The organism is Micromonospora sp. NPDC049204 (genome assembly GCF_040647935.1).
GTDB lineage: Bacteria > Actinomycetota > Actinomycetes > Mycobacteriales > Micromonosporaceae > Micromonospora.
In genome coordinates, this window is the sequence record NZ_JBEZDC010000005.1 from 251,100 (window position 1) to 274,198 (window position 23,099).

A 23,099-nucleotide genomic window follows, 5' to 3' on the forward strand; every position below is an offset into this window, starting at 1 on the left:
ATGCCAGCCGACGCCGTTCTGCACGTCGCGGGTGCACGTCCCAACTTCCCCAAGGCAGCACCGGTGATCCGCGCGCTGGAGCGGCACGGCGTGACGCAGCGCCTCGTCCACACCGGACAGCACTACGACGAGCGGATGTCCGAGGTGTTCTTCCGGCAGCTGGGCCTGCCCGAGCCGGACATCAACCTGGGAGTCGGTTCGGGAAGCCACGCGAGCCAGACCGCGAGCGTCATGACCGGCCTGGAAGAACTGATGATCGCCGACCGCCCGGCCCTCACCGTCGTCTACGGCGACGTCAACTCCGCACTCGCCGCCGCCCTCGTCGCGTCGAAGCTGGGCATCCCGGTCGCGCACGTCGAGGCAGGGCTACGCAGCTTCGATCGGTCCATGCCCGAAGAGATCAACCGGATCGTCGTCGACCACGTGTCCGACCTGTTGTTCGCCACCAGCCCCGACGCCGTGTCGCACCTCGGGACCGAGGGCGTCCCGGCGGAGAAGATCCATCTGGTCGGCAACCCGATGATCGACACCCTGCTGGCCAATCTCGACCGCTTCGACGTCGCCGGCATCCGGGCGACGCTCGCGCTGCCCGACCGCTACGTGGTGGCCACGCTGCACCGACCGGGCAATGTCGACGATGCGACAGACGTCGTCGACCTGGTCAAGGCGTTGCACGCGGTCGCCGACCAACTCCCGGTCATCCTGCCGCTGCACCCGCGCGGCCGGCGACACCTCGAAAGCGCGGGCCTGCTCTCGCACCGCGCGCTGCGGGTCGTCGCCCCGCTGGGTTACCTCGAGTTCGTCAGCCTGGTGCGCGGCGCCGCCGTCGTCGTCACCGACTCCGGCGGGGTGCAGGAGGAGACGACGATGCTCGGCGTGCCCTGCCTGACGCTGCGGCCCAACACCGAACGCCCGATCACGATCACGCACGGCACGAACCGCCTCGTCACCCGGTCGACGCTCGCCGAGACCGTGGCGAGCACGGTGGCCGCGCCTCGACCCGCCAGCTGGCCCACCCCGCCGATGTGGGACGGCGCGGCGGGTGACCGCATCGCGGACATCATCTCGGCGACACTCCGGTAGCCAGTCCACCACACGATCACAGGCGGCACCCACACCAACACGGGCAGCCACCTCGCGCCCATTGAACTATTGACATCGTTCACGCCGCACCGAAGGCTCGCGCCTACAGGTCCTTCACCCAAGGAGGCGCGAATGAGACCGAGACGACTGGCGATCGCCGGCGTGCTCACCCTGCTCGGCGCACTGGCGTTGACCCCGCCGGCCAGCGCGAAGCCACCGTCCGACCCGGTCGCACGCGACGGCTTGGAGGTGTACGTCGGCACGGTCGACGCGAAACAGCGGGACCAACTGCGCGCGGCGGGGGTCGACCTCGGCCACGACGCGAAGACCGACGCGGCCGGACAGACCACAGTCGAGACGGTGCTCAGCCGCCGGCAGGCCAAGAGGCTCACCGACCAGGGCGTCCCCCTGTCGGTGAAGAAGGTTCGCGGCAAGGACGCCTCGCAGGCGCTGCGGGAGCAGGCCGCGGCCGGCTGGACGGCGTTCCGTCCCTACGGAGAGCCGGGCGGCCTCCGGGACGAGCTGAACGCCACCGCGGCCCGTCATCCCAAGCTGGCCAAGGTGGAGACGATCGGCCGCACCCAGCAGGGCCAGCCGATCCTCGCCGTGAAGGTCACCAAGAACGCGCGGACCGTCGAGGACGGTAAGCGACCGGCGGTGCTCTACGCCGGTGCGCAGCACGCCCGCGAGTGGATCACGCCGGAGATGAACCGCCGGCTGATGCACCACGTGCTGGACAGCTACGGCACCGACCGGGAGATCACCCGTCTGTTGGACACCACCGAGCTGTGGTTCCTGCCGGTCGCCAACCCGGACGGCTACGACCACACCTTCACCCCCGGCAACCGGCTGTGGCGCAAGAACCTGCGGGACAACAACGGCGACGGGCAGATCACCTCGGGCGACGGCGTCGACCTCAACCGCAACTTCAGCTACAAGTGGGGGTACGACAACGAGGGCTCCTCACCGGAGCCGAACAGCGAGACCTACCGGGGTCCGAGCCCCAACTCGGAGCCGGAGACCAAGGCCCTGGACCGGCTCTTCAAGCGGGTCGGGTTCGAGTTCTTCGTCAACTACCACTCGGCGGCCCAGTTGCTGCTCTACGGCGTCGGCTGGCAGGTGAGCACCCCCACCCCGGACGACGTGATCTACGAGGCGATGGCCGGTGACGACGCGCACCCGGCGGTGCCCGGCTACGACCCGGACATCTCCGCCGAGCTGTACACCACCAACGGTGACACCGACAGCCACGCCACCGTCAAGTACGGCACGTTGGGCTTCACGCCGGAGATGTCCACCTGCGAGGCCGCCTCGGCGGTCGACCCGGACGACCAGTGGCACCCGGAGGACTGCGCGAGCGAGTTCATCTTCCCCGACGACGAGGCCCTCATCGCCGGTGAGGTGCAGAAGAACCTGCCGTTCGCGCTGGCCGTGGCCCGATCCGCGGCGGACCCGGACGACCCGGTGTCGGTGGTCGGCCGCAGCACCCCGGACTTCGTGGTGGACGCGTTCGACACCTCGTACGGGCGCACCCAGCAGGTCGCCTCGATCACCCGCCGGGCGCTGAAGAACGTCCGGATGCACTACACGGTCAACGGCGGGCGACCGAAGACGGTCGCGGTCCGCGAGTGGCGCGGCGGCGAGCGGTACGGCGACACGCACGACGACTACTACGCCGAGCTGCGCGGCACGGTCACCGGCGCGAAGCCGGGTGACCGGGTGGAGGTCTGGTTCACCGGCAACAAACCCCGGGCCGGGGTGGTCGCCAGTCAACACTTCACCTACCAGGTGCACCGCGACATCGGCGGCGACGTGCTGGTCCTCGCGATGGAGGACGTCACCGGCCTCAGCCCGACGCAGACCGGCACCACCGCGAAGTACGCCGACGAGGTCGCGGCGTCACTGAGCGCCGCCGGGCGCAGCAGCGACGTGTACGACTTCGACGCGATGAAGCGCGCGGCACCCCACCCGCTGGGCGTGCTGTCGCACTACAAGACGGTGGTCTGGGAGACCGGCGACGACATCATCGTGCGCTCCCCCGACCAGGTGCCCGGCACCACGGCCAAGGCGGCGCTGGACACCGAACTGGCCGTGCGGGACTACCTCAACGAGGGCGGCAAGCTCCTGATCAGCGGCCAGTACGCGCTGTACGCCCAGGGCGCCAACGGGTCGTACGTCTACCACCCGGACGCGCCGCCCGAGTGCACCGACGCCGAGTCCGCCGCCTGCCTGCCGTTGTTGAACGACTTCCAGCAGTACTGGCTGGGCGCGTACACCTACGTCAGCGACGGCGGCACCTCCCCGGAGGGGGGACCGTATCCGGTCGCCGGCACCGACGGCGCGTTCGCCGGCTTCAGCGGGCAGCTCAACGCACCCGGGTCGGCGCAGAACCAGGAGCACGGCGCGTCGTTCCTGACCACGTCGGGCTTCCTGCCGCCGGACGAGTTCCCCCAGTTCGCCAGCTCCGCGCCGGTGGGCTGGACCCGGCCGGGCGGCGCGCCGTTCGATCCGCGTACCGGTGAGTGGTATCTGCACAGCGGGCAGAGCGACGAGTCGTACAAGCGGCTCACCCGCACGGTGGACCTGACCGGGGCGAGCAGTGCGGAGTTGCGCTTCTTCACCTCGTACGACATCGAGCAGGACTGGGACTTCCTCTTCGTCGAGGCGCACGAGGTGGGCACCGACAACTGGACGACCCTGCCGGACGTCAACGGCAAGACCAGCACGTCCACCGGGGAGAGCTGTGCCAGCGACTGGGTCGGGCTGCACCCGTTCCTCGCCCACTACCAGGGTGCGGACTGCTCGCCCACCGGGAGCACCGGCAGCTGGAACGCGGCGTCCGGCGCCTCCGGCGGCTGGAAGGAGTTCGTGACGGACCTGTCCGGTTACGCCGGCAAGCAGGTCGAGGTGTCGATCACGTACGCCTCGGACTGGGCCACCCAGGGGCTGGGTGTCTTCGTGGACGACGCCCGGGTGCTCGTCGACGGGGCGACCGTGGCGGAGACCTCGTTCGAGTCGGCCGACCTGGACGGCTGGACGGTCGCCGGTCCGCCGGCCGGATCCGGTGGCAACGCCACCGACTGGTCGCGCAGCCAGCGGGCGTTCGAGGAGGGCTCCGTGGTGGCCACCGCCGACACGGTCTACCTGGGCTTCGGGTTGGAGGGGCTGCCCCCGGCGGCCCGCGACGACCTGGTCGCCCGCTCGCTGAGGCACCTCAGCGGTCAACCCCGACCCTGACGGCGGCGAGGTGCGCCGACGGTCCCCGGACCGTCGGCGCACCTTCGCGGTACGCCGGGTGCGGCCACCGCGAATGTGGTGAGCTGTACGGGTGTCGGGGCTGGGACTTGTGCTGCACCCCACCCGGGATGTCACCGAGGTGGTCGGGATCATCGAACGGTGGGCGACGCGCCACCACAAGACGCTGATGGTGCGCGAGGAGGACCAGCACCGCGTACCGTCCTGCGTCGAACCGGTGCCGGCCGAGGAGGTCGCCACCCGCTCCAACGCGTTGATCAGCATCGGCGGCGACGGCACCATGCTGGGTGCGCTACGTTCCGCCATCCGTGACCCGAAGCCGGTGCTCGGCGTACACCTGGGTCATCTGGGGTTTCTCGTGGAGATCGAGCCGCCGGAGCTGCCCGACGCGCTGAGCCGGCTGCTGTCGAAGGACTTCACCGTCGAGTCGCACGCCTGCCTCGCCTGCGACGTCTGCGGTGACGACGTCGTGGCGTTCAACGACATCGCGTTGGTCCGCCAGCCCGGCTCCGGCTTCGTCAGCGTCACCCTCGGCATCGACGGCCAGCAGTACGGCTACTACCGCAGCGACGCCGTGGTGGTGAGCACCCCGATCGGCTCGACGGCGTACAGCTACGCGGCCGGTGGCCCACTGATCTCCCCCGCCGCGGACTCGGTGGTGATCACGCCGTCGGCGCCGATGGCCGGTATCTCCCGGTCGGTGGTGCTCTCGCCGGACGAGAAGATCCGGTTGGAACTCCGGCCCGACTCGTCGCCGGTCGTGGTGGAGATGGACGGGCTGGTGTTCCGCGACGCCGCGACGGAGGGGGCCGTGGACATCACGTACCGCCGCAACGCCGGCCTGGTGGTCCGCTTCGACCCGCTGCGCTACCAGGAACGCAACCAGCTGAAGATGACCCTGCTCGACCTGCCGTTCCTGCCGGAGCAGCTCCGCGAACTGCTCCCCGAAGAACTACGACGAAGAGCCCAACAAGAAATCCCCCCACCCTGCTAACCCCCCTGCCCTGCCACCCCCCACCCCACCCTCAGCCCCGTTGATCAAGAGGTTTGCGTCACCCGCGCGGCGTGTCCTGACGCAAACTTCTTGATCAACTTGGGCAAGGCGGACCCGGAGGGGGCAGGGGTTAGGGGGTTAGGGCCTGGTCTACCAGGTTTTTGGCTTCTTCTTGGATCTGCTTGAGGTGGTCGGGGCCCTGGAAGGACTCGGCGTAGATCTTGTAGACGTCCTCGGTGCCGGACGGGCGCGCGGCGAACCAGCCGGACTTCGTGCTGACCTTGAGGCCGCCGATCGGGGCGTTGTTGCCGGGGGCGGTCGTCAACGTCGCGGTGATCGGCTCACCGGCGAGTTCGGTCGCGGTGACCTGGTCCGGGGAGAGCTTTCCGAGCACGGCCTTCTGCTCCCGGGTGGCCGGGGCGTCGATCCGGGCGTACGAGGGCGCGCCGAACCGCTCGGCCAACTCCGCCCAGTGCTCGCTCGGGCTGCGCCCGGTGGTGGCCAGGATCTCGGCGGCGAGCAGGCAGAGCAGGAGGCCGTCCTTGTCGGTGGTCCAGGTGGAGCCGTCGCGGCGCAGGAACGACGCCCCGGCGCTCTCCTCACCGCCGAAGCCGACCGCTCCGTCGAGCAGCCCGGGCACGAACCACTTGAAGCCGACCGGTACCTCCAGCAGCGGCCGACCCAGGTCCGCGGCGACCCGGTCGATCATCGACGAGGAGACGAGCGTCTTGCCCACCGCGGCGTTCGGACCCCATTCGGTACGGGTCCGGAACAGGTGATCGATCGCCACCGCCAGGTAGTGGTTGGGGTTCATCAGGCCCGCGTCCGGGGTGACGATGCCGTGCCGGTCGGCGTCGGCGTCGTTGCCGGTGGAGATCTGATAGTCGGCGCGGGCGGCGATCAGCGACGCCATGGCGTTGGGCGAGGAGCAGTCCATCCGGATCTTGCCGTCGCCGTCCAGGGTCATGAACCGCCAGGTCGGGTCGACCGTCGGGTTGACCACGGTCAGGTCCAGCCGGTGCCGCTCGGCGATCTCACCCCAGTACGCCACGCTCGCCCCGCCCAGCGGGTCCGCGCCGATCCGGATCCCGGCGTCGCGGATGGCGTCGATATCGATCGCCGAGGGCAGGTCGTCGACGTAGTGGGCGAGGAAGTCGTACTCCCCGGTGGTGTCGGCGGCCCGCGCCCGCGCGTGGGTGATCCGGCGGACCTCCTTGAGCCCGGCGGCCAGGATCGCGTTGGCGCGGTCCTGGATCCACCGGGTCACGTCGGTGTCGGCCGGCCCGCCGTTCGTGGGGTTGTACTTGAAACCGCCGTCGTCCGGCGGGTTGTGCGACGGGGTGATGACGATCCCGTCGGCGAGCCCACTGGTGCGTCCCCGGTTGTGGGTGAGGATCGCGTGCGACAGCGCCGGGGTGGGGGTGTAGCCGTCGCGGCTGTCGACGAGCACGGTGACGTCGTTGGCGGCGAGCACCTCCAGGGCGTCCACGGCGGCCGGCGCGGACAGCGCGTGGGTGTCCCGGGCGAGGAAGAGCGGCCCGTCCAGCCCCTGCTCCCGTCGGTAGTCGCAGAGCGCCTGGGTGACGGCCAGGATGTGGTCGGAGTTGAACGCGTTGCGCAGGCTGGAGCCGCGGTGGCCGGAGGTGCCGAAGGAGACCTGCTGGGCCGGGTCCGTGGGGTCCGGATGCTCGGCGTAGTAGGCGGTCACCAGGCGCGGCACGTCGACCAGGTCGGCGGGCTCGGCGGGCTGGCCGGCACGGGGGTGGGTCACTGCGGAATCCTCCTCGGGGAGTGCCTGTCGCTCACGGCTCGACCTTCTGGCCCTTGCCGATCACCACGATGCCATTGTCGGAGACGGTGTAGCGCTGCCGGTCCTTCTCCAGGTCGACGCCGATCTCGACGCCCTCCGGGACGAACACGTTCTTGTCCAGGATGGCCCGCCGGACCACCGCGTGCCGGCCGATCTCCACACCCTCCATCAGCACCGAGCCCTCGACGTGCGCCCAGGAGTGCACCCGCACCTTCGGCGAGACGATCGAGTTCTCCACCAGCGAACCGGAGATCACCACACCGGGCGAGACCATCGAGCCGACCGCCCGGCCGACGCGCTCACCCCACTGGTGGACGAACTTCGCCGGCGGCCACGGCGGCTGCTCGGTGTAGATCGGCCAGTCGAAGTTGTAGAGGTTGAAGACGGGGTGCACGTTGATCAGATCCATGTGCGCGTCGTAGAACGAGTCGAGCGTCCCCACGTCCCGCCAGTAGCCGCGGTCCCGGTCGTTGCTGCCCGGCACCTCGTTGTCGCGGAAGTCGTAGACGTTCGCCTCGCCCCGCTCGACGAGCATCGGGATGATGCTGCCGCCCATGTCGTGCTTGCTCGACTTGTCGGCCGCGTCGCGCTCGACCGCCTCGCAGAGCGCACGGGTGGTGAAGACGTAGTTGCCCATCGAGGCGTAGATCTCGTCCGGCGCGTCCGGCAGACCGACCGCGTCGGTGGGCTTCTCGCGGAACGCCCGGATCTTCCGGCCGTCCTCGCCGACCTCGATGACGCCGAACTGGTCGGCCATCGACAGCGGCTGGCGGATGCCGGCGACGGTGACCGCGGCACCGGAGGCGATGTGGTCCTCCACCATCTGCCGCGGGTCCATCCGGTAGATGTGGTCGGCGCCGAAGACGATCACGTAGTCGGGCTGCTCGTCGTTGATGAGGTTGAAGCTCTGGTAGATGGCGTCGGCCGAGCCGGCGAACCACCACGGGCCACGACGCTGCTGCGCGGGCACCGGGGTGACGTAGTTGCCGAGCAGCGTGGACATCCGCCAGGTCTTGGTGATGTGCCGGTCGAGGGAATGGGACTTGTACTGGGTCAGCACGACAATCTTGAGATAGCCGGCGTTTGCCAGGTTGGAGAGGACGAAGTCGACCATGCGGTACATCCCGCCGAACGGGACGGCCGGCTTGGCCCGGTCCGTGGTGAGTGGCATCAGGCGCTTGCCCTCACCACCCGCCAGGACGATCGCGAGCACCTTGGCAGCCATGCCACGACGCTATCCACCCGCGTCGGACTTCACCACTCGTACGGGGACTCTTCTGCATTAGGGTGCGGGGTCATGACGGAACCCACCCCGCTGCGCGTCGATCTGCTCACCCGCGAGTACCCGCCGGAGGTCTACGGCGGCGCCGGGGTGCACGTCGAGTACCTGGCCCGGGAGTTGCGCCGCCGCGCCGACGTCCGGGTGCACTGCTTCGGTCTGCCGCGCACCGAGCCGGGCGTCACCGCGTACCCCGAACCGCCCGGCCTGACCGGCGCGAACGCCGCGCTGCGCACGATGGGCGTGGACCTGGAGATGGCCGCCGGCACGGCCGGCGCCGACGTGGTGCACAGCCACACCTGGTACGCGAACCTGGCCGGCCACACCGCGAAACTGCTCCACGGGGTGCCGCACGTGGTGACCGCGCACAGCCTGGAGCCGCTGCGGCCGTGGAAGGCCGAACAGCTCGGAGGCGGTTACGCGCTCTCCTCCTGGATCGAGCGCACCGCGATGGAGGCCGCCGACGCGGTGATCGCCGTCAGTGGCGGGATGCGCAACGACGTGCTCACCGCCTACCCGCAGATCGACCCGGACCGGGTCCGGGTGGTCTACAACGGCATCGACACCATTCAGTACGCGCCGGATCAGGCGACCGACGTGCTCGACCGGCTCGGCATCGACCCGTCCCGACCCAGCGTCGTCTACGTGGGAAGGATCACTCGACAGAAGGGGCTGCCCTACCTGTTGCGGGCCGCGCGGGAGCTGCCGGCGGACACCCAGCTCGTGCTGCTCGCCGGCGCACCGGACACCGCCGAGATCGCCGCCGAGGTGGCGGGCCTGGTCGCCGAGCTGCGGGCCAACCGCTCCGGCGTGGTCTGGGTCGCGGAGATGCTGCCCAAGCCCGAGGTGATCCAGGTGCTCACCCACGCCACCGTCTTCGTCTGCCCGTCGATCTATGAGCCGATGGGCATCGTCAACCTGGAGGCGATGGCCTGCGAGACGGCCGTGGTGGCAACCGCGACCGGCGGCATCCCCGAGGTGGTGGCCGACGGCGAGACGGGCCTGCTGGTGCCGATCGAGCAGGTCAGCGACGGGTCGGGGACCCCGTTGGAACCGGGGACGTTCGTCGCCGACCTGGCGGCGGCGATCAACACGCTGCTCGCCGATCCGGCGCGTACCGGGCGGTTCGGCCTGGCCGGTCGCCAGCGCGCGGTGGACCACTTCTCCTGGGACGCCATCGCGGGTCAGACCCTCGACGTGTACCGCTCCGTCGGCGCGGGCCGCGACGCGGGCTGAGGACGGCGAGCCTCGACGCGGCCATCGCCGCCTCAGACGGCAGTTCCTGGAGGGGACTTGAGCAACGACGTCACCTCGGCGGAATGGCCACCACGCCCGGTGCGGAGCGCGCTGGCCGCGATGCGGATGAGGTCGATGTTGACCCCGGCGGCACCGCTGGGGTCGTGCACCGTCAGCTTCACGTCGAGGCTCACCGCTGTCTCGCCCCAACCCTGCGCCTCGATGTTGAGGTGAGCCACCTTCTGCGAGCGCAGGTGCGGCAGGTAGCCGAGCGGAGCCACCTCGACCCTGCCGCCGGCGGGTCGCTCGGCAGCGGGTCGCTCGGTGGCGGGTCGCTCGGCGGGGTGGCCTTCCGTCAGGGCGTTGAGCTTGGACTGCTTCTTCGTGTTGGGGTTGGCGACAAGGTTGCGGAAGTCCTCGGTGCCGCCCAGGTTGACCTGGTACGAGCTGACCAGCGTGAGGCCCCGCTCCTCGAGCAGCCGCAGCAGCGCTTTGTGCAGCACCGAGGTGCCGAACTGGCTGGCCAGGTCATCGCCGAATAGCGGCAGTCCGGCCGCCGTGAACCTGTCCAGCAGGTGCGGGTCGCGGGCGACCGGGTCGGAGGTGGTGTTGATGAAGGCGACGCCGGCGGTGTGCGCCGCCTCGGCGTACGCCCGCGCGGTCTCCGGCCGGCCACTCGGCGCCGAGTAGAGCAGCACCTCCGCACCGGCCAACGCCGCCGCGACCCGCGGCACCCCGGTCGCGTCGACGAGGCCCTTCGTGACGGGCACACCTGCTCGGGGCAGGTCGCAGTTCAGCCGGGGGAAGTTGTTGGGCGGCAGGAAGATCGCCTCGGTCAGATCCCGACCGATCTTCTCCGCGGAGGTGGCGAAGGCCGCCACGACGTCGATGTCGCCCACCCCGAGCCCGTCGATCGTCGGCCGGCGGATGCCGACCAGGCTGCCGCTCTGGCGGTAGAGAGCAAGCCCCTGCACCAACGCCGACGTGTTGTTGCCGACGCCGACGACCGCTACCTTCACCCGTTTGATCATGGCCGGAGGCTATGCCACCTCCACGCGCGCGGAGGCCCACGCCCGTTCGACCATGGCCAGAGGCTAGGTCACCTTCGCGCGCGGAGGCCCACGCCCGAGCGGCACTCCGTCGTCTGGGTAGCCCTTCGCGTCCACCCCCACCCGGAGCGCTGACCGCTGGTGGTGGCGCGGCAACGCCGACCGACCCACCACATCGCCGACCGACCCACCACGCCGCCGCGTGCGGGTAGCCGTTCGCGCGGAGGTGCGGTGATCCGCCCGGCCAACCGTCGGCAGTGCCGGAAGTGTCGTACAGGTGTTCTAGTCTCTGGTGGTGATCGATGCGTTGGAGCAGGCGGAGGCCAGGGTGGCGGCCTGCTTCGACACGCCCGCTTGGGCCGCCGGCGAGCACGATCTCGTGGCGGCGCTGGACGCCACGCACCGCTTGGAGCAACGCCTCGCCGCGGTCAAGCTGAGCCTTGTCCGTGAGCTGGACGGTCGCGGCACCGCGACCGCACAGGGCGCGTCCTCGACGGCGGTGTGGCTCCGCGACCGGCTGCGGCTCGGAGTCGGTGCCGCCCGGCGTCTGGTCGAGCTGGCCGCGACGCTCGACGCCGCCCCGCCCGCCGTGCGGGACGCGTTGGCCGCCGGGACGGTCGACGCGGACCAGGTCCGGGCCATCGCCGGCACGGTCCAGACCGTGCGCACCACGGCCGGCACCGAAGCGGCCGACAAGTCCGTCGGCGTCCTCGTCGACTGGGCGACGCAGTTCGACGCCACCCTGCTGCGCAAGCTCGGCACCCGGATCCTCGACCACGTCGCCCCGGACGTCGCCGACGCCGCGGCCGAGGCCGCACTACGGGCATCGGAGTCGCGGGCCGCCCGCGACCGGCACGTCACCGTCAGCGAGCAGCCCGACGGCCGGCTCCGCCTCACCGGCATCCTCGACACCGAAGCCGCAGCCGCGTTCCGCGCCGCCATCGACCCACTGACCACACCCACCGGCCCCGACGACACCCGCACCCCGGGCCAGCGCCGCCACGACGCCCTCGCCGACGTGTGCCGGCTGGCCCTGCGCACCGGTGAGCTGCCGGAGGCCGGCGGCGATCTCGCCCAGGTCGTCGTCACCACCAGCTACGACGGGTTGACGCGGCAGCTGGGCACCGGCGCTCTCGACACCGGCCTGCACCTCAGCGCCGAGGCCGTGCGTCGGCTCGCCTGCGACGCGAGCATCCTGCCCGCCGTGCTCGGCGGCGCCGGTCAACCACTCGACATCGGCCGACAACGCCGCCTCATCACCGGGTCGCTCCGCCGCGCCCTGGTGCTGCGCGACCGGGGCTGCGGGTTTCCCGGCTGTGATCGCCCGCCGCGTTGGTGCGACGGTCACCACATTCGCCACTGGACCGACGGCGGTCCGACCAGCCTCGACAATGCCGTCCTCCTCTGCGGCCACCACCACCGACACGTGCACCACAGCGACTGGGTTGTGCGGCTCGGCAACGACGGCCACCCCGAATTCATCCCACCCGCCTGGCTCGACCCCGACCGGCTCCCCCGTCGCAACCACTACCACCGGCGCAACTAGCCAGACAGCCGGCCGAGCGTCAGCCAGGACGATCGCCGCCCGCGCGGTCCCGGCAGAAGTCCCGGAAGGATCGTGGCGTACGACCTGTCACGTCTGCGACGGTCGACGTCGTCCGGTCCTCCGCGCCTGCCGCGATCGCCGTGTCCAGGCTCGCGAGGAAGCGGGCGAAGTCCGGCGGTATGCCGTTGGCGCTGTGGCGTTCGGCCAGTTCCGCCGCGTCGATCGCACGGTGCCGGACCGGCCGGCCGCCGGCCTCGGTGAGGATGGCGGCGACAGCGTCGTAGCTCAGCGCCTCTGGGCCGGTGATGATGTGGTCGGTGTTGTGCGCCGTCGGGTCCGTGAGAGCGCGCACCGCCACCTCGGCGATGTCGGCAGGGTCGACGAAGCCGACCCGGGCGGTGCCGGTGGCGCTGACGATCTCGCCATGGTCGCGGGCGCTCACGGCGTACGGCTGCTCACCCACGAAGTTCTCCATGAACCAGGACGGTCGCAGCACCGCCCACTCCCCGAACAGCTCACCGAGGCGTGCGTGCACCAGGCCCAGCCCGTGCTCGGCGGGCGGGACGGCCGAGGAGCTGAGCAGGACCACCCGGCGGACACCGGCGTCGCGTGCCCGCTCGAGGAAGGGCAGCATGATCGGCGCCGGGTCGACCTCGCCGACCGGGGGGATGGCGTAGATCGCGCGCACGCCACCCAGCACGTCTGAGTGGGTGGTCGGGTCGCGCCAGTCGAAGCGGACCCCTCCGGCGGTGGGGCGTCGGCTGGCGATCCGGGTGGGGTGACCGCGCTCGGCAAGCGTGGCGGCGACGATGCGGCCGGTGGTCCCGGTGCCACCGATGACCAGGATCATGAGCGCACCAGGCCGCCACCGAGCAGCTCCTGTGCGGCGATCGGATCCCAGTAGTCGCGATAGTGCACGAGCCGCCCGTGACGGATGGTCAGGACGGCGATGTAGCGCACCTCGTACGGCCGACCCGTCGCGACGACGAAGCCGGAGGCGACGAACTCGACGACGATGACCTCGGGGTCCCTGGTCTCGTGCACGGTTCGATCGCGGATCTCGCGGACGTCGAGCAGCGCGGGGTAGTTGATCAGGTACTCGTGCAGCTCGGCGCGCCCGGCTACCCGACGCGGCTGGCCGGGCGGCGCGAACGGAAGCTCCAGCACCGCATCCTCGGCAAACAGCGCGATGAACCCGGCCATGTCCTTGGCGAGCAGCAGCTCCATGCCGCGATGGAACACGGAGGTGGGGTGGTCCGACATGATCGTCCTTTCGTCGTCCGGTACGGTCGCGCTAAGATGCGGACCGCCGGTCCGCTTAAACTATACGGACCGCTAGTCCGTTTGGCGAGAGGGGTGTCCGGTGCGGGCCGATGCGCTACGCAACAGGGAGTCGGTGCTGGCCGCCGCCGGGCGTCTCTTCGACACCGCAGCCGACCCCGACCAGGTGTCCATGGATGACATCGCCACCGCAGCCGGGGTCGGCAAGGGCACCCTGTTCCGGCGCTTCGGCGACCGCATCGGGCTCATCCGCGCCCTCTACGAGCAACGGGGACTGCGGTTGCAGGCTGCGCTCGCGGTGTCACCCCACCGGCCGGCGGCGGAGCAGGCCGTCGAACTGCTGCGGGCCATGCTGCGCTTCAAGCTCGACAACCGGGTGCTCACGCTGGCGCTCGAGAGCGCCGGGAGCGGCAGCCCGTACCGCAATGAGGCGTACGACCACTGGCACGCCCTGCTGGCCGGCCTCGTCGCGGAGGCACGCGGCCCGCAGGCGGCGGACTATCTGGCCCATGCCCTGCTCGCTGCCGTCCGCAGCGACCTGGTCGAGCACCTGCGCGACTGGCCCGAAGCGCGGTGGCACGCCGGCCTGGACGCACTTGTCGACTCCGTGTTCGGACACGACGGCCAGTCCGAGCTCCCCGCAGGTCCATCGCGCTGAGCTGGTTCTCAGTGGGCCAGCCGACGTACCCCACGCTGGACCTTGTCCACCCAACTCGTCGACTTGCCCAGCCGGTCGGCGAACTGCTGCTGCGTCATGTTGCGCCGCACCCACTCGGGTTTCCGGAGACCGCTCGAACCAGGATCTAGTGGCATCGCCGACGCGCCGAGACCACTACAACCAGGATTCTGTGCGAGCTTGCAGCCTGCGGATCGTCGCGACGGGGCAGGGCAGGCGAGGTGCTTGGCCGCGCGCAAGCGGACGACCGCCGGACGACGGGAGCGGCGGTCAGCGGCCCGGTGTGGTCAGTCGTCCGGCGTGGTCAGCGTCAGGCCCCTGTCACGTGTCTCACACGACACGCGACACAAGCCCGACACGGTGCGTCTCCTGCGTCTCGGGTATTGGCTCGACGCCTGGATGGTCGGCTGCCAGGATGCTGAGCCATGGCGGACGACGGGTCGAGCAGCCCACCGCAGCTCGCGGCGTGGGCGGATATCGACCCGGCGCGATACCCGTTCGACCCGGTCGAGATGTCGGTGGCGGTCCGGGCGTTGGTCCCTCCGCCGCCTCCCCCGCCGGCCTTCCGCGACGGCGGGTGGGTCGGGGGAGCAGAGGCCTTCGCCTGGGTCGATTCCGTCAGCACTCTGCTGTCCGACCGGTACGGCCCGTGGGCCTATCGCTGGCACTGGGGGCCCCGCGAGAGGGAGCATGTGGGCTTCGTGACCGACCGCATCCCGGCCCCGGCGGACGCGCCGACGTTCGTCGCCGACGCGCTGCTGGCCTGGCGGCGCTGGTTGGAGAGCCTGGCTGAGCGGTTCGACCACCTTCTGCCGTCGCTCGATCCGGGGCGGGCCGGCGACGCGGCGGAGGTCGTCGCCTGGGAGGTCGCCGGCGAGCAGTTGATGACCTTCGTCGCCGCCCCCGTCGTCGACAACGACGGCTGGCAGGGGTACTCCCAACTCACCCTGCAGTGGTTCCTCACCGCCACAGGCATACCGCCGGAACAGGCGCGGGTGGTGGTCGGCGGAGCCCTCAAAGGGTTCGGCTGGTGGGCGCCGCTGACCGCGGTGGAGATCGGCGAGATCGGCGGCAGGGTCGCCCGAGACGTGCTCGGCCTCACCGGGAGCGTGCCGCCCGGCCGAGTCCACGACTGGCCCGACACCTGGCCACACGGTTGGCCGACCTGGCGGGCGACGAACACCAGCGCGGGCGCCGGGCCGCCGCCCGACCGTGGGCGCTACAGGTGATCTGCCCCTCACCGACGCCACGAAGACGCGCACAACGTCGGAGGGTGACGCCGCGCGGCAGCACGTACCCCCGAACGTGCACGGATCTTGACGCGCAACCCCGGGGTAGGGCGGACCGGCGGGCTTGCCCGCGCGCGAACGGATCTCGCGCAGTAGGTTGGCGGGGTGACTGGACGGTTCCCGATCGAAGACGTCTCCCCTGTCGTCTCGTGCGGGCGGTACCCGGCCAAGGCGGTGGTCGACGAACCGGTCCCGGTGTCGGCCCGCGCCTACCGGGAGGGGCACGACGCGCTCGGCTGCAACGTGGTCTGGATGGGTCCGGATGGCGTCACCAGGCCGTTCACCCGGATGCGCCCCGGCGAGCCCGGCCAGGACCGGTGGCACGCCACCATCCGGCCGGACGCCGTCGGCTCCTGGGCCTTCGCCGTCGAGGCGTTCCAGGACCCGTACCTGACCTGGCAGAACGCGGTGACGAAGAAGATCGCCGCCGGGCAGGGGTCGGAGGACCTGGCCAACGACCTGGCCGAGGGCGCGCGGGTGCTCGCCGCCGCCCGGGACCTGGTCCCGACCGCCGAGCGGCCCCGGATCGCCGACGCGCTCACCGCGCTCGTCGAGACCGACCTGCCGCTGCCGCAGCGGGTCGGCCCGGCCCTGGCGCTGGCCGACCTGCTCTGGGAGCACCCGGTGCGGGAGCTGGTCACCTCCGGTGACACGTACTCGATCTGGGTGGACCGCAAGCGGGCGCTCTACTCGGCCTGGTACGAGTTCTTCCCCCGCTCGGAGGGGGCGACGCAGGACCGGTCCGGCACCTTCGCGACCGCCACCGAGCGGCTGCCGGGCGTCGCCGCGATGGGCTTCGACGTGCTCTACCTGCCGCCGATCCACCCGATCGGCCGGGTCAACCGCAAGGGCCGCAACAACGCGCTCACCGCCGGGCCGACCGACGTGGGCTCGCCGTGGGCGATCGGCGCCGCCGAGGGCGGCCACGACACGATCCACCCCGACCTGGGTACGCCTGCGGACTTCCGCGCCTTCGTCGAGGCGGCGGCGGCGCAGGGCCTGGAGGTGGCGATGGACCTGGCGTTGCAGTGCGCGCCGGACCACCCGTGGGTCACCGAGCACCCGGAGTGGTTCACCACCCGGGCCGACGGCAGCATCGCGTACGCGGAGAACCCGCCGAAGAAGTACCAGGACATCTACCCGGTCAACTTCGACAACGACCCGGAGGGCATCCGGGCCGAGGTGCTGCGGGTCGTGCTGCACTGGGTGGGCGAGGGCATCCGGATCTTCCGGGTGGACAACCCGCACACCAAGCCGTTCGACTTCTGGCACTGGCTGATCGCCGAGGTGAAGAAGGTCGACCCGGACGTACTGTTCCTGGCTGAGGCGTTCACCCGGCCGGCCATCATGCACGGCCTGGGCAAGATCGGCTTCACGCAGTCGTACACCTATTTCACCTGGCGCACGACGGCCGCGCAGATGCGGGAGTACTGCGAGGAGCTGGTCGCGTCGGCCGACCACATGCGGCCGAACTTCTGGCCGAACACCCCGGACATCCTGCACGAGTCGTTGCAGCACGGCGGCCCGCCGATGTTCAAGATCCGGGCGGTGCTGGCCGCGCTGCTCTCCCCCTCCTGGGGCATGTACGCCGGTTTCGAGCTGTTCGAGCACGTGGCCCGGCCGGGCGCGGAGGAATACCTGGACAACGAGAAGTACGAGCTGCGCCCCCGCGACTGGGCGGGCGCCGAGGCGCAGGGCCGATCGCTGGCGCCGTTCCTGGCCACCCTCAACCGGGTACGCCGCGACAACCCGGCCCTGCACCAGCTCCGCAACCTGCGCTTCCACGAGATCGACAACCCGTCGCTGCTCTGCTGGTCCAAGCACGACCCGGACACCGGCAACACCGTCATCGTGATCTGCTCGTTCGACTCACGTGTGGTGCAGTGGGGTAACACGACCCTGGACATGCCGGAGCTGGGGTTCGACTGGCACGAGCGGTTCACCGTGTACGACGAGCTGACCGGCACCAGCTACGACTGGGGGCAGCGCAACGCGGTGCGGCTCGACCCGTACCTGCAACCGGCGCACGTGCTGACGGTCCGCCGCCCGGCCGCGCCCTCCGCGCCGGTGCCCGCCGGCGTAGAACCGGCGGACCTCACCGTCACCGACGTCCCCACCGAACTCTCCGGCGGTACCGCGCCGACCGCCCCCGCCCCGAAGGACGACCGATGGACCAGCTGATCACCGGCGCGACGCACGACCCGCACGCGCTGCTCGGCGCGCACCCCGCCGAGGGCTCGACGACGATCCGCACGATGCGCCGGGGCGCCGGTGACGTGGTGCTGCTCGTCGGCGACGAACGGCACCCCATGAAGCGGGTGCACGACGCGGGTGTCTTCGAGACCCAGGTCGACGGCACCGTGCTCGACTACCGGGTGGAGGTCGACGGCACCGCGCACGACGACCCGTACCGCTATCCACCGACGCTCGGTGAGCTGGACCTGCACCTGATCCGGGAGGGCCGGCACGAGCGGCTGTGGGACGCGCTGGGCGCGCGGGTATTCGACGAGGGCGTCGCCTTCAGCGTGTGGGCGCCCAACGCCCGCGGCGTGCGGGTGGTCGGCGACTTCACCGGCTGGTCCCCGGACGACGGCTGGCCGATGCGTTCGCTCGGCTCCAGCGGCGTGTGGGAGCTGTTCGTCCCCAACGCCCGCGTCGGGGCGCGCTACAAGTACCGGGTGCTGGGCGCCGACGGGCAGTGGCGGGACAAGGCCGACCCCCTGGCCGCGTACGCGGAGGTGCCGCCGGCGACCGCCTCGGTGGTGCACCACTCGACGTACCGGTGGAACGACGCGGACTGGCTGGCCCGACGGGCCGAGCGGCAGCCGCACCAGGAGCCGATGAGCGTCTACGAGGTGCACCTCGGTTCGTGGCGACCCGGGTTGGGCTACCGCGAGCTGGCCGACCAGCTCACCGCGTACGTCACCGAGATGGGCTTCACGCACGTGGAGTTCCTGCCGGTGATGGAGCACCCGTTCGGCGGTTCCTGGGGCTACCAGGTGACCGGCTACTACGCGCCGACCTCCCGCTTCGGTGATCCGGACGACTTCCGGCACCTGGTCGACCGGCTGCACGCCGCCGGCATCGGCGTGCTCCTCGACTGGGTGCCCGCGCACTTCCCCAAGGACGAGTGGGCCCTCGCGCGCTTCGACGGCACCCCGCTCTACGAGCACCCGGACCCGCGCCGGGGCGAGCACCCGGACTGGGGCACGTACGTCTTCGACTTCGGCCGCAACGAGGTCCGCAACTTCCTGGTCGCCAATGCGCTCTACTGGTGCGACCAGTTCCACGTCGACGGGCTGCGGGTGGACGCGGTCGCCTCGATGCTCTACCTGGACTACTCCCGGGAGCACGGGCAGTGGACCCCGAACCAGTACGGCGGCCGGGAGAACCTGGAGGCCATCGCGCTCATGCAGGAGGTGACCGCGACCGTCTACAAGCACCACGCCGGGGTCGTGATGATCGCCGAGGAGTCCACCGCCTGGCCGGGTGTCACCAGCTCCACCACGGAGGGCGGGCTGGGCTTCGGGTTCAAGTGGAACATGGGCTGGATGCACGACACCCTGCTCTACACCTCGAAGGACCCGATCTACCGCCAGCACCACCACCACCAGCTCACCTTCTCCCTGGCGTACGCGTGGAGCGAGAACTACGTGCTGCCGATCAGCCACGACGAGGTGGTGCACGGCAAGGGCTCGCTGGCCGGCAAGATGCCCGGCGACACCTGGCAGCGGCTGGCCAACGTGCGGGCGCTGCTGGCGTACATGTGGGCGCACCCCGGCAAGCAACTGCTGTTCATGGGTTCCGAGTTGGCCGACGACCGGGAGTGGAGCGAGGAGCGCGGCCTGGACTGGTACCTGCTGCACGACCCGGCCCGCGCCGGCGTGCAGCGTCTCGTCGCCGACCTCAACCGGGTCTACCGGGACACCCCGGCGCTCTGGGCGCAGGACACCGAACCGGCCGGGTTCCGCTGGATCGCCGGCGACGACGTCGCCAACAACACCGTGTCGTTCGTCCGGATCGCCCCGGACGGCTCGACCCTGGTGTGCGTGGCGAACTTCTCCGCCCAGCCGCTGCACGACTACCGGATCGGCCTGCCGGCCGGTGGTACGTGGACCGAGGTGCTCAACACCGACGCCCACCACTACGGCGGCTCCGGGGTGGGCAACCTGGGCGCGGTGCGCGCCGAGGACGTGCCGTGGCACGGGATGGTCGCCTCGGCTGCCCTCCAGGTGCCACCGCTGGGTGCCGTCTGGCTCCGTCAGGGCTGACCACTGGTGCTCTGCCTGCGTGACGACGCGTTGTTCGGTGCTAGCCGGCGCTCCGGCGCCGAACTGCCTGAGTAGGTGCCGGGGCGTAGCTGAGGCCGGGTTTCGGAGGCTAGCGGGTCACTGCCTTGCTCGGTCCGCCAGCTCGCTCAGGAGAGCGAACTGTTCGCCTTCTTTCTGGGCTCGATAGGCGGGATAGGACGAAGGGGCTGTCGCCGCGATCACATGGTCGGCGCCCTGGGCGAAGACGCCGCAGGTCGGATGGACCAGCTTGTATCGGCTCAGGTCAGCGGTGGGGTCTTGGATGGGGGCGCCGGGCTTGCGAGTGGGGGGCGGCTCACCATTCCAACGCAGCAGCCATACGGCGGGATTCTCTGGTAGGCGGGACCGCATGCGGTCGAGCACCGGATTGATGTCGCCGGGTAGGAAAGCAGCGGGGAATTCCACCCTCACGACGCCGTTCAGCTCGGGCCGCAGCGAGCCGCGAAGCACCTCGTGCACGTGGAGTTCAACATCGGCGAACTGGAGATCGTGGAGGATGCGGCCGATGTTGACGGCGGCGACCCTGGCGATCACCGTCGCGGTCGCCTTGGCGAACGCCGCCTCCAGCGTGCCGGGCGGCGGAACCATGGACATGGCCTCTGAAGGTCGTAGCGCTTCGAAGAAGGGCTGATCGGAGGCACGGTAGCGGTCGAGGCCCGAGTCGACTGGGGTCGGCCGATTCGCCACCGGGGGGCGTGCCAGGTCGTCCGCCTTCACAGCCCACACACCTGCACCGGTCACGGCTGCGGCAGCCACGGCGACCAGCACGGCTCGGCGCTTCGTTCCGGACCGGTGGTCCTCGTCCACAACACTGTCGCGAGCTGAGACGATCTCTTCGAGCATCACCCGCCTCGCCTCTGTGCTGGTGAGCCGGACAACCGCAGCCGGATCAGGCACGACGGCCCGCCGTACCCACCCGTCGACGAGCCCATTCTCTTCCTGACGCATGACACCCCTTCTCGTCATCACGATGTCCGCTGGTGCTGCCGGCCCGACACCGGCAGTTGCATCTCCCGGGCCAGACGTGTTCGGGCTCGGTGCAGGCGGACACGAGCGGACACGGCACTGCACTCGAGGACCACTGCCACTTCGGTGGGGCTGAGGCCCTCGACCGCGGTGAGAATGAGGATGTCGCGGTCGGCAGGTTTCAAGCGGCGCAGCGCTTCCCAGACCGGGTCGCGGGTCCTGTCGGCGCTCTGCTCGACCAGGATGGGCTCGGCCCGCAGCCGCGCGATCAGGCGTTCCTGCCTGCGGCCGGTACGAGCCTGGTTGGCAAGCACGCGGCGGGCGATGCCGTACAGCCAAGCCCGTACGGCATCGCCCGCTGGTGCGGTGTCCCGGCGACGCCAAGCGACGAGCAGGGTCTCCGCGGCGGCGTCCGCCGCGTCCTCCCAGGTGCCGGTGCGGCGAAGCGCATAGTGGACGATGAGGTCGTAGTGCTCTGAAAAGACCCGTTCGAACCATGCTGACTCCGCCGATCCCACCCAGCTCCGCCTCGCGCATCGGTGCCTGGCTCATGTGGCTGGCCGACCAGGCTCTACCGGTAGATGTCCGGTCGCCTCCAAACCGTTACAGGTGCCCGGACTATTTCTTCCGCACGAGTGTCACAAGATCACTCAGCTTGGGCAGCGACTGCGCCTCCGACTGCGCACCGCTTGTCGGTTCGTGCCCCTCACCCGACTGCGCAGTCGCGGCAACGACGCCCTTCTCGCCCTGGGTGAAGACACCGCAATTCGTATGAACCAGCTTGTACTTCGTCTTGTCGACAGTGGGGTCCTCCGCAGGGACGCCGGGCTTGCGTGTTGCGGGCGGCTTACCATCCCAGCGCAGCAGCCAGACGGCCGGGTTCTTCGGCAGATGCGAGCTCATCTGATCGACCGCCGGTTGGACCGGTGCCGGCAGGAATGCCACCGGGAACTCGACCTGCACAACGCCCTTGAGTTCAGGCCGGAGCGCACCGTGGAGCACTTCGGCGATGCGGAGCTCTACATCGACGAACTGGAGATCGTGGATCAACCGCCCAGCGCGAACACCGATAGGCGTCGCTAACACCGTGGCTGTGCTCTCGTCTAAAGCAGCCTCCAGCGACACCGGCTGCGGCCTGAGGACAGCGCCGTCACCCAGGCGAACTGCTTTGTAGAACCCGAGGTCCTGCGCGGTATACCGGTCCAGCACGTTCGCTGACACGGCCGGCTCCGCGTTCGTCATGCCCTGCTGCCCACAGGCGGCCGTCATGGCCACAGCTATCACTGCAGAAACGACGGTTCCAGCGAATCGCGACGTCGTCGCCCTCATTTCTTTCACCCCGTCAGTAGCGCGCGTTGATGTGGCTGATGTCATGAGCGTGGAGAATGGAGCCCGTGTTCGCAACAAATGGGTCCCACCAAATGCAACTATTCGAAGACACGGTGTTGTGTCGCAGCCCTACGGTGTGCCCCAATTCGTGACAAGTGAGCAGACGGCGCTGGAAGTCGGTATCGAAGACGCCACTCGCGTTCCAGTACCAGTAGGCGTTAAATCTGTTCTGCTGACCTCGGCACCAACGATTGGGGTGACTTCCACCGGTACCAGAATTCTCATCCGTGCAGTAGGTGATGCCGAAGAAATCAACGCTGCCGTAGTTCCAATCATGCACCCAGACGTCAGGCAGCGGGTCTGACTCGTCACGGTAAACCACCATGTCAGTGGCGTTGTACTGGGCGATCGCGTGATTAGCGGCGATCTGCATGCGTGGAATGTCATTCGGATAAGTCGGCGTGTCGGACGATGTCAGGTTGACGAACCGGATAGCGTGTTGCGAGTTGTTCGCGAGGCTCACACATGCGATGGCAGTATCGCAGATCGATCCCCAGTTGCTAGCGAAGGCGGGCCGGCTTCCTGGATGCGCCACGATCAGTCCGAGGCTGACCACGGCAACGGTCAGAGCGGAGAGGACCGCACGGGGGGTGGTTCGAATCATCCGCCCAGGGCTCCTTGGATGTTCGGTCGAATATTCCGGAAGGGGACGCACGAGGGTCAGCAGAATGCTCAGACAGAAAGGATTCGATCACCTCGGTGGTCCCACCGCCAGCTTAAGGATCAACCACCACTTCGATCAATGACGAACACCAGAGAGTGAGAAGTCTTCAATCGCACATTGATCTTCTTTTGGACGGTTCGACGCATACAGGTATTGCCGCTCGCCCGCCCGCCGATCAAACTCCGCTCGCGGATCCGATTCGCCCCGGCGCCGATCTGGCCAAGGTAAACAGCGAATAGCAACCCAGCGCTGATGTAGGTGAACAATGAATG

General features: G+C 69.9%; 18 protein-coding genes and 1 pseudogene. 9 read left to right on the forward strand and 10 right to left on the reverse strand.

Annotated elements, in window-relative coordinates:
- From wecB to AB0A90_RS12615, 3 genes are all read left to right on the forward strand, one after another.
- Window positions 1-1,083, forward strand: coding sequence for a UDP-N-acetylglucosamine 2-epimerase (non-hydrolyzing) (wecB, locus tag AB0A90_RS12605; protein WP_357245747.1), 1,083 nt, complete (start codon window positions 1-3; stop codon window positions 1,081-1,083).
- Window positions 1,084-1,215: 132 nt separating this feature from the next.
- The gene (locus AB0A90_RS12610; protein ID WP_357245750.1) at window positions 1,216-4,320 is read left to right on the forward strand and encodes a M14 family zinc carboxypeptidase; all 3,105 of its coding nucleotides are present in this window, start codon (window positions 1,216-1,218) and stop codon (window positions 4,318-4,320) included.
- Window positions 4,321-4,411: 91 nt separating this feature from the next.
- Entirely contained in the window at window positions 4,412-5,332 is a 921-nt protein-coding gene (locus tag AB0A90_RS12615) for an NAD(+)/NADH kinase (protein WP_357245753.1), read from the forward strand.
- A gap of 130 nt (window positions 5,333-5,462) precedes the next feature.
- Here the strand turns inward: AB0A90_RS12615 and pgm are convergent, their stop codons facing one another.
- Window positions 5,463-7,103, reverse strand: a complete 1,641-nt coding sequence (gene pgm / locus AB0A90_RS12620) for a phosphoglucomutase (alpha-D-glucose-1,6-bisphosphate-dependent) (RefSeq protein WP_357245756.1) — start codon at window positions 7,101-7,103, stop codon at window positions 5,463-5,465.
- Window positions 7,104-7,134: 31 nt separating this feature from the next.
- A complete protein-coding gene (gene glgC, locus AB0A90_RS12625; protein ID WP_357245759.1) occupies window positions 7,135-8,367 on the reverse strand; it encodes a glucose-1-phosphate adenylyltransferase in 1,233 nt (410 codons plus the stop codon).
- 72 nt (window positions 8,368-8,439) lie between these two features.
- Between glgC and glgA the strand changes: the two genes are divergently transcribed.
- Window positions 8,440-9,657, forward strand: a complete 1,218-nt coding sequence (gene glgA / locus AB0A90_RS12630) for a glycogen synthase (RefSeq protein WP_357245762.1) — start codon at window positions 8,440-8,442, stop codon at window positions 9,655-9,657.
- Between the two features lie 32 nt (window positions 9,658-9,689).
- Here the strand turns inward: glgA and AB0A90_RS12635 are convergent, their stop codons facing one another.
- Window positions 9,690-10,688 carry an inositol-3-phosphate synthase gene (locus AB0A90_RS12635; RefSeq protein WP_357245765.1) on the reverse strand — a complete coding sequence of 333 codons (999 nt, stop codon included), beginning with the start codon at window positions 10,686-10,688 and terminating at the stop codon, window positions 9,690-9,692.
- 313 nt (window positions 10,689-11,001) lie between these two features.
- Between AB0A90_RS12635 and AB0A90_RS12640 the strand changes: the two genes are divergently transcribed.
- Window positions 11,002-12,252: a DUF222 domain-containing protein gene (locus AB0A90_RS12640; protein WP_357245768.1), complete on the forward strand. Its 1,251-nt coding sequence runs from the start codon at window positions 11,002-11,004 to the stop codon at window positions 12,250-12,252.
- A gap of 19 nt (window positions 12,253-12,271) precedes the next feature.
- Here AB0A90_RS12640 and AB0A90_RS12645 read toward each other — a convergent pair whose 3' ends face one another.
- Window positions 12,272-13,102 carry an NAD-dependent epimerase/dehydratase family protein gene (locus AB0A90_RS12645; protein WP_357245769.1) on the reverse strand — a complete coding sequence of 277 codons (831 nt, stop codon included), beginning with the start codon at window positions 13,100-13,102 and terminating at the stop codon, window positions 12,272-12,274.
- Window positions 13,099-13,515, reverse strand: a complete 417-nt coding sequence (locus tag AB0A90_RS12650) for a nuclear transport factor 2 family protein (RefSeq protein WP_357245772.1) — start codon at window positions 13,513-13,515, stop codon at window positions 13,099-13,101. The genes AB0A90_RS12645 and AB0A90_RS12650 overlap by 4 nt, the downstream gene beginning before the upstream one ends.
- Window positions 13,516-13,615: 100 nt before the next feature.
- On the opposite strand from AB0A90_RS12650, the gene AB0A90_RS12655 reads away from it, so the two are divergent.
- Window positions 13,616-14,191, forward strand: a complete 576-nt coding sequence (locus AB0A90_RS12655) for a helix-turn-helix domain-containing protein (protein WP_357245775.1) — start codon at window positions 13,616-13,618, stop codon at window positions 14,189-14,191.
- Between the two features lie 17 nt (window positions 14,192-14,208).
- Here the strand turns inward: AB0A90_RS12655 and AB0A90_RS12660 are convergent.
- Window positions 14,209-14,346: pseudogene (locus AB0A90_RS12660) on the reverse strand (helix-turn-helix domain-containing protein); the annotation flags it as partial.
- A gap of 288 nt (window positions 14,347-14,634) precedes the next feature.
- On the opposite strand from AB0A90_RS12660, the gene AB0A90_RS12665 reads away from it, so the two are divergent.
- From AB0A90_RS12665 to glgB, 3 genes are all read left to right on the forward strand, one after another.
- Window positions 14,635-15,438 carry a hypothetical protein gene (locus AB0A90_RS12665; RefSeq protein ID WP_357245778.1) on the forward strand — a complete coding sequence of 268 codons (804 nt, stop codon included), beginning with the start codon at window positions 14,635-14,637 and terminating at the stop codon, window positions 15,436-15,438.
- Window positions 15,439-15,603: 165 nt separating this feature from the next.
- Window positions 15,604-17,679, forward strand: coding sequence for a maltotransferase domain-containing protein (locus AB0A90_RS12670; RefSeq protein WP_357245781.1), 2,076 nt, complete (start codon window positions 15,604-15,606; stop codon window positions 17,677-17,679).
- Window positions 17,667-19,769, forward strand: coding sequence for a 1,4-alpha-glucan branching protein GlgB (gene glgB, locus AB0A90_RS12675; protein ID WP_357245784.1), 2,103 nt, complete (start codon window positions 17,667-17,669; stop codon window positions 19,767-19,769). The genes AB0A90_RS12670 and glgB overlap by 13 nt, the downstream gene beginning before the upstream one ends.
- A gap of 117 nt (window positions 19,770-19,886) precedes the next feature.
- Here the strand turns inward: glgB and AB0A90_RS12680 are convergent, their stop codons facing one another.
- The 4 genes from AB0A90_RS12680 to AB0A90_RS12695 form a co-directional block, all read right to left on the reverse strand.
- A complete protein-coding gene (locus AB0A90_RS12680) occupies window positions 19,887-20,756 on the reverse strand; it encodes a hypothetical protein (protein WP_357245787.1) in 870 nt (289 codons plus the stop codon).
- 17 nt (window positions 20,757-20,773) lie between these two features.
- Window positions 20,774-21,292 carry a sigma-70 family RNA polymerase sigma factor gene (locus AB0A90_RS12685; RefSeq protein ID WP_357245790.1) on the reverse strand — a complete coding sequence of 173 codons (519 nt, stop codon included), beginning with the start codon at window positions 21,290-21,292 and terminating at the stop codon, window positions 20,774-20,776.
- Between the two features lie 100 nt (window positions 21,293-21,392).
- The gene (locus tag AB0A90_RS12690) at window positions 21,393-22,016 is read right to left on the reverse strand and encodes a hypothetical protein (protein ID WP_357245793.1); all 624 of its coding nucleotides are present in this window, start codon (window positions 22,014-22,016) and stop codon (window positions 21,393-21,395) included.
- A 100-nt stretch (window positions 22,017-22,116) separates the two neighbouring features.
- Complete coding sequence (locus AB0A90_RS12695) at window positions 22,117-22,767, reverse strand: hypothetical protein (RefSeq protein WP_357245796.1); 651 nt, start codon at window positions 22,765-22,767, stop codon at window positions 22,117-22,119.
- Between the last annotated feature and the right edge of the window lie 332 nt (window positions 22,768-23,099).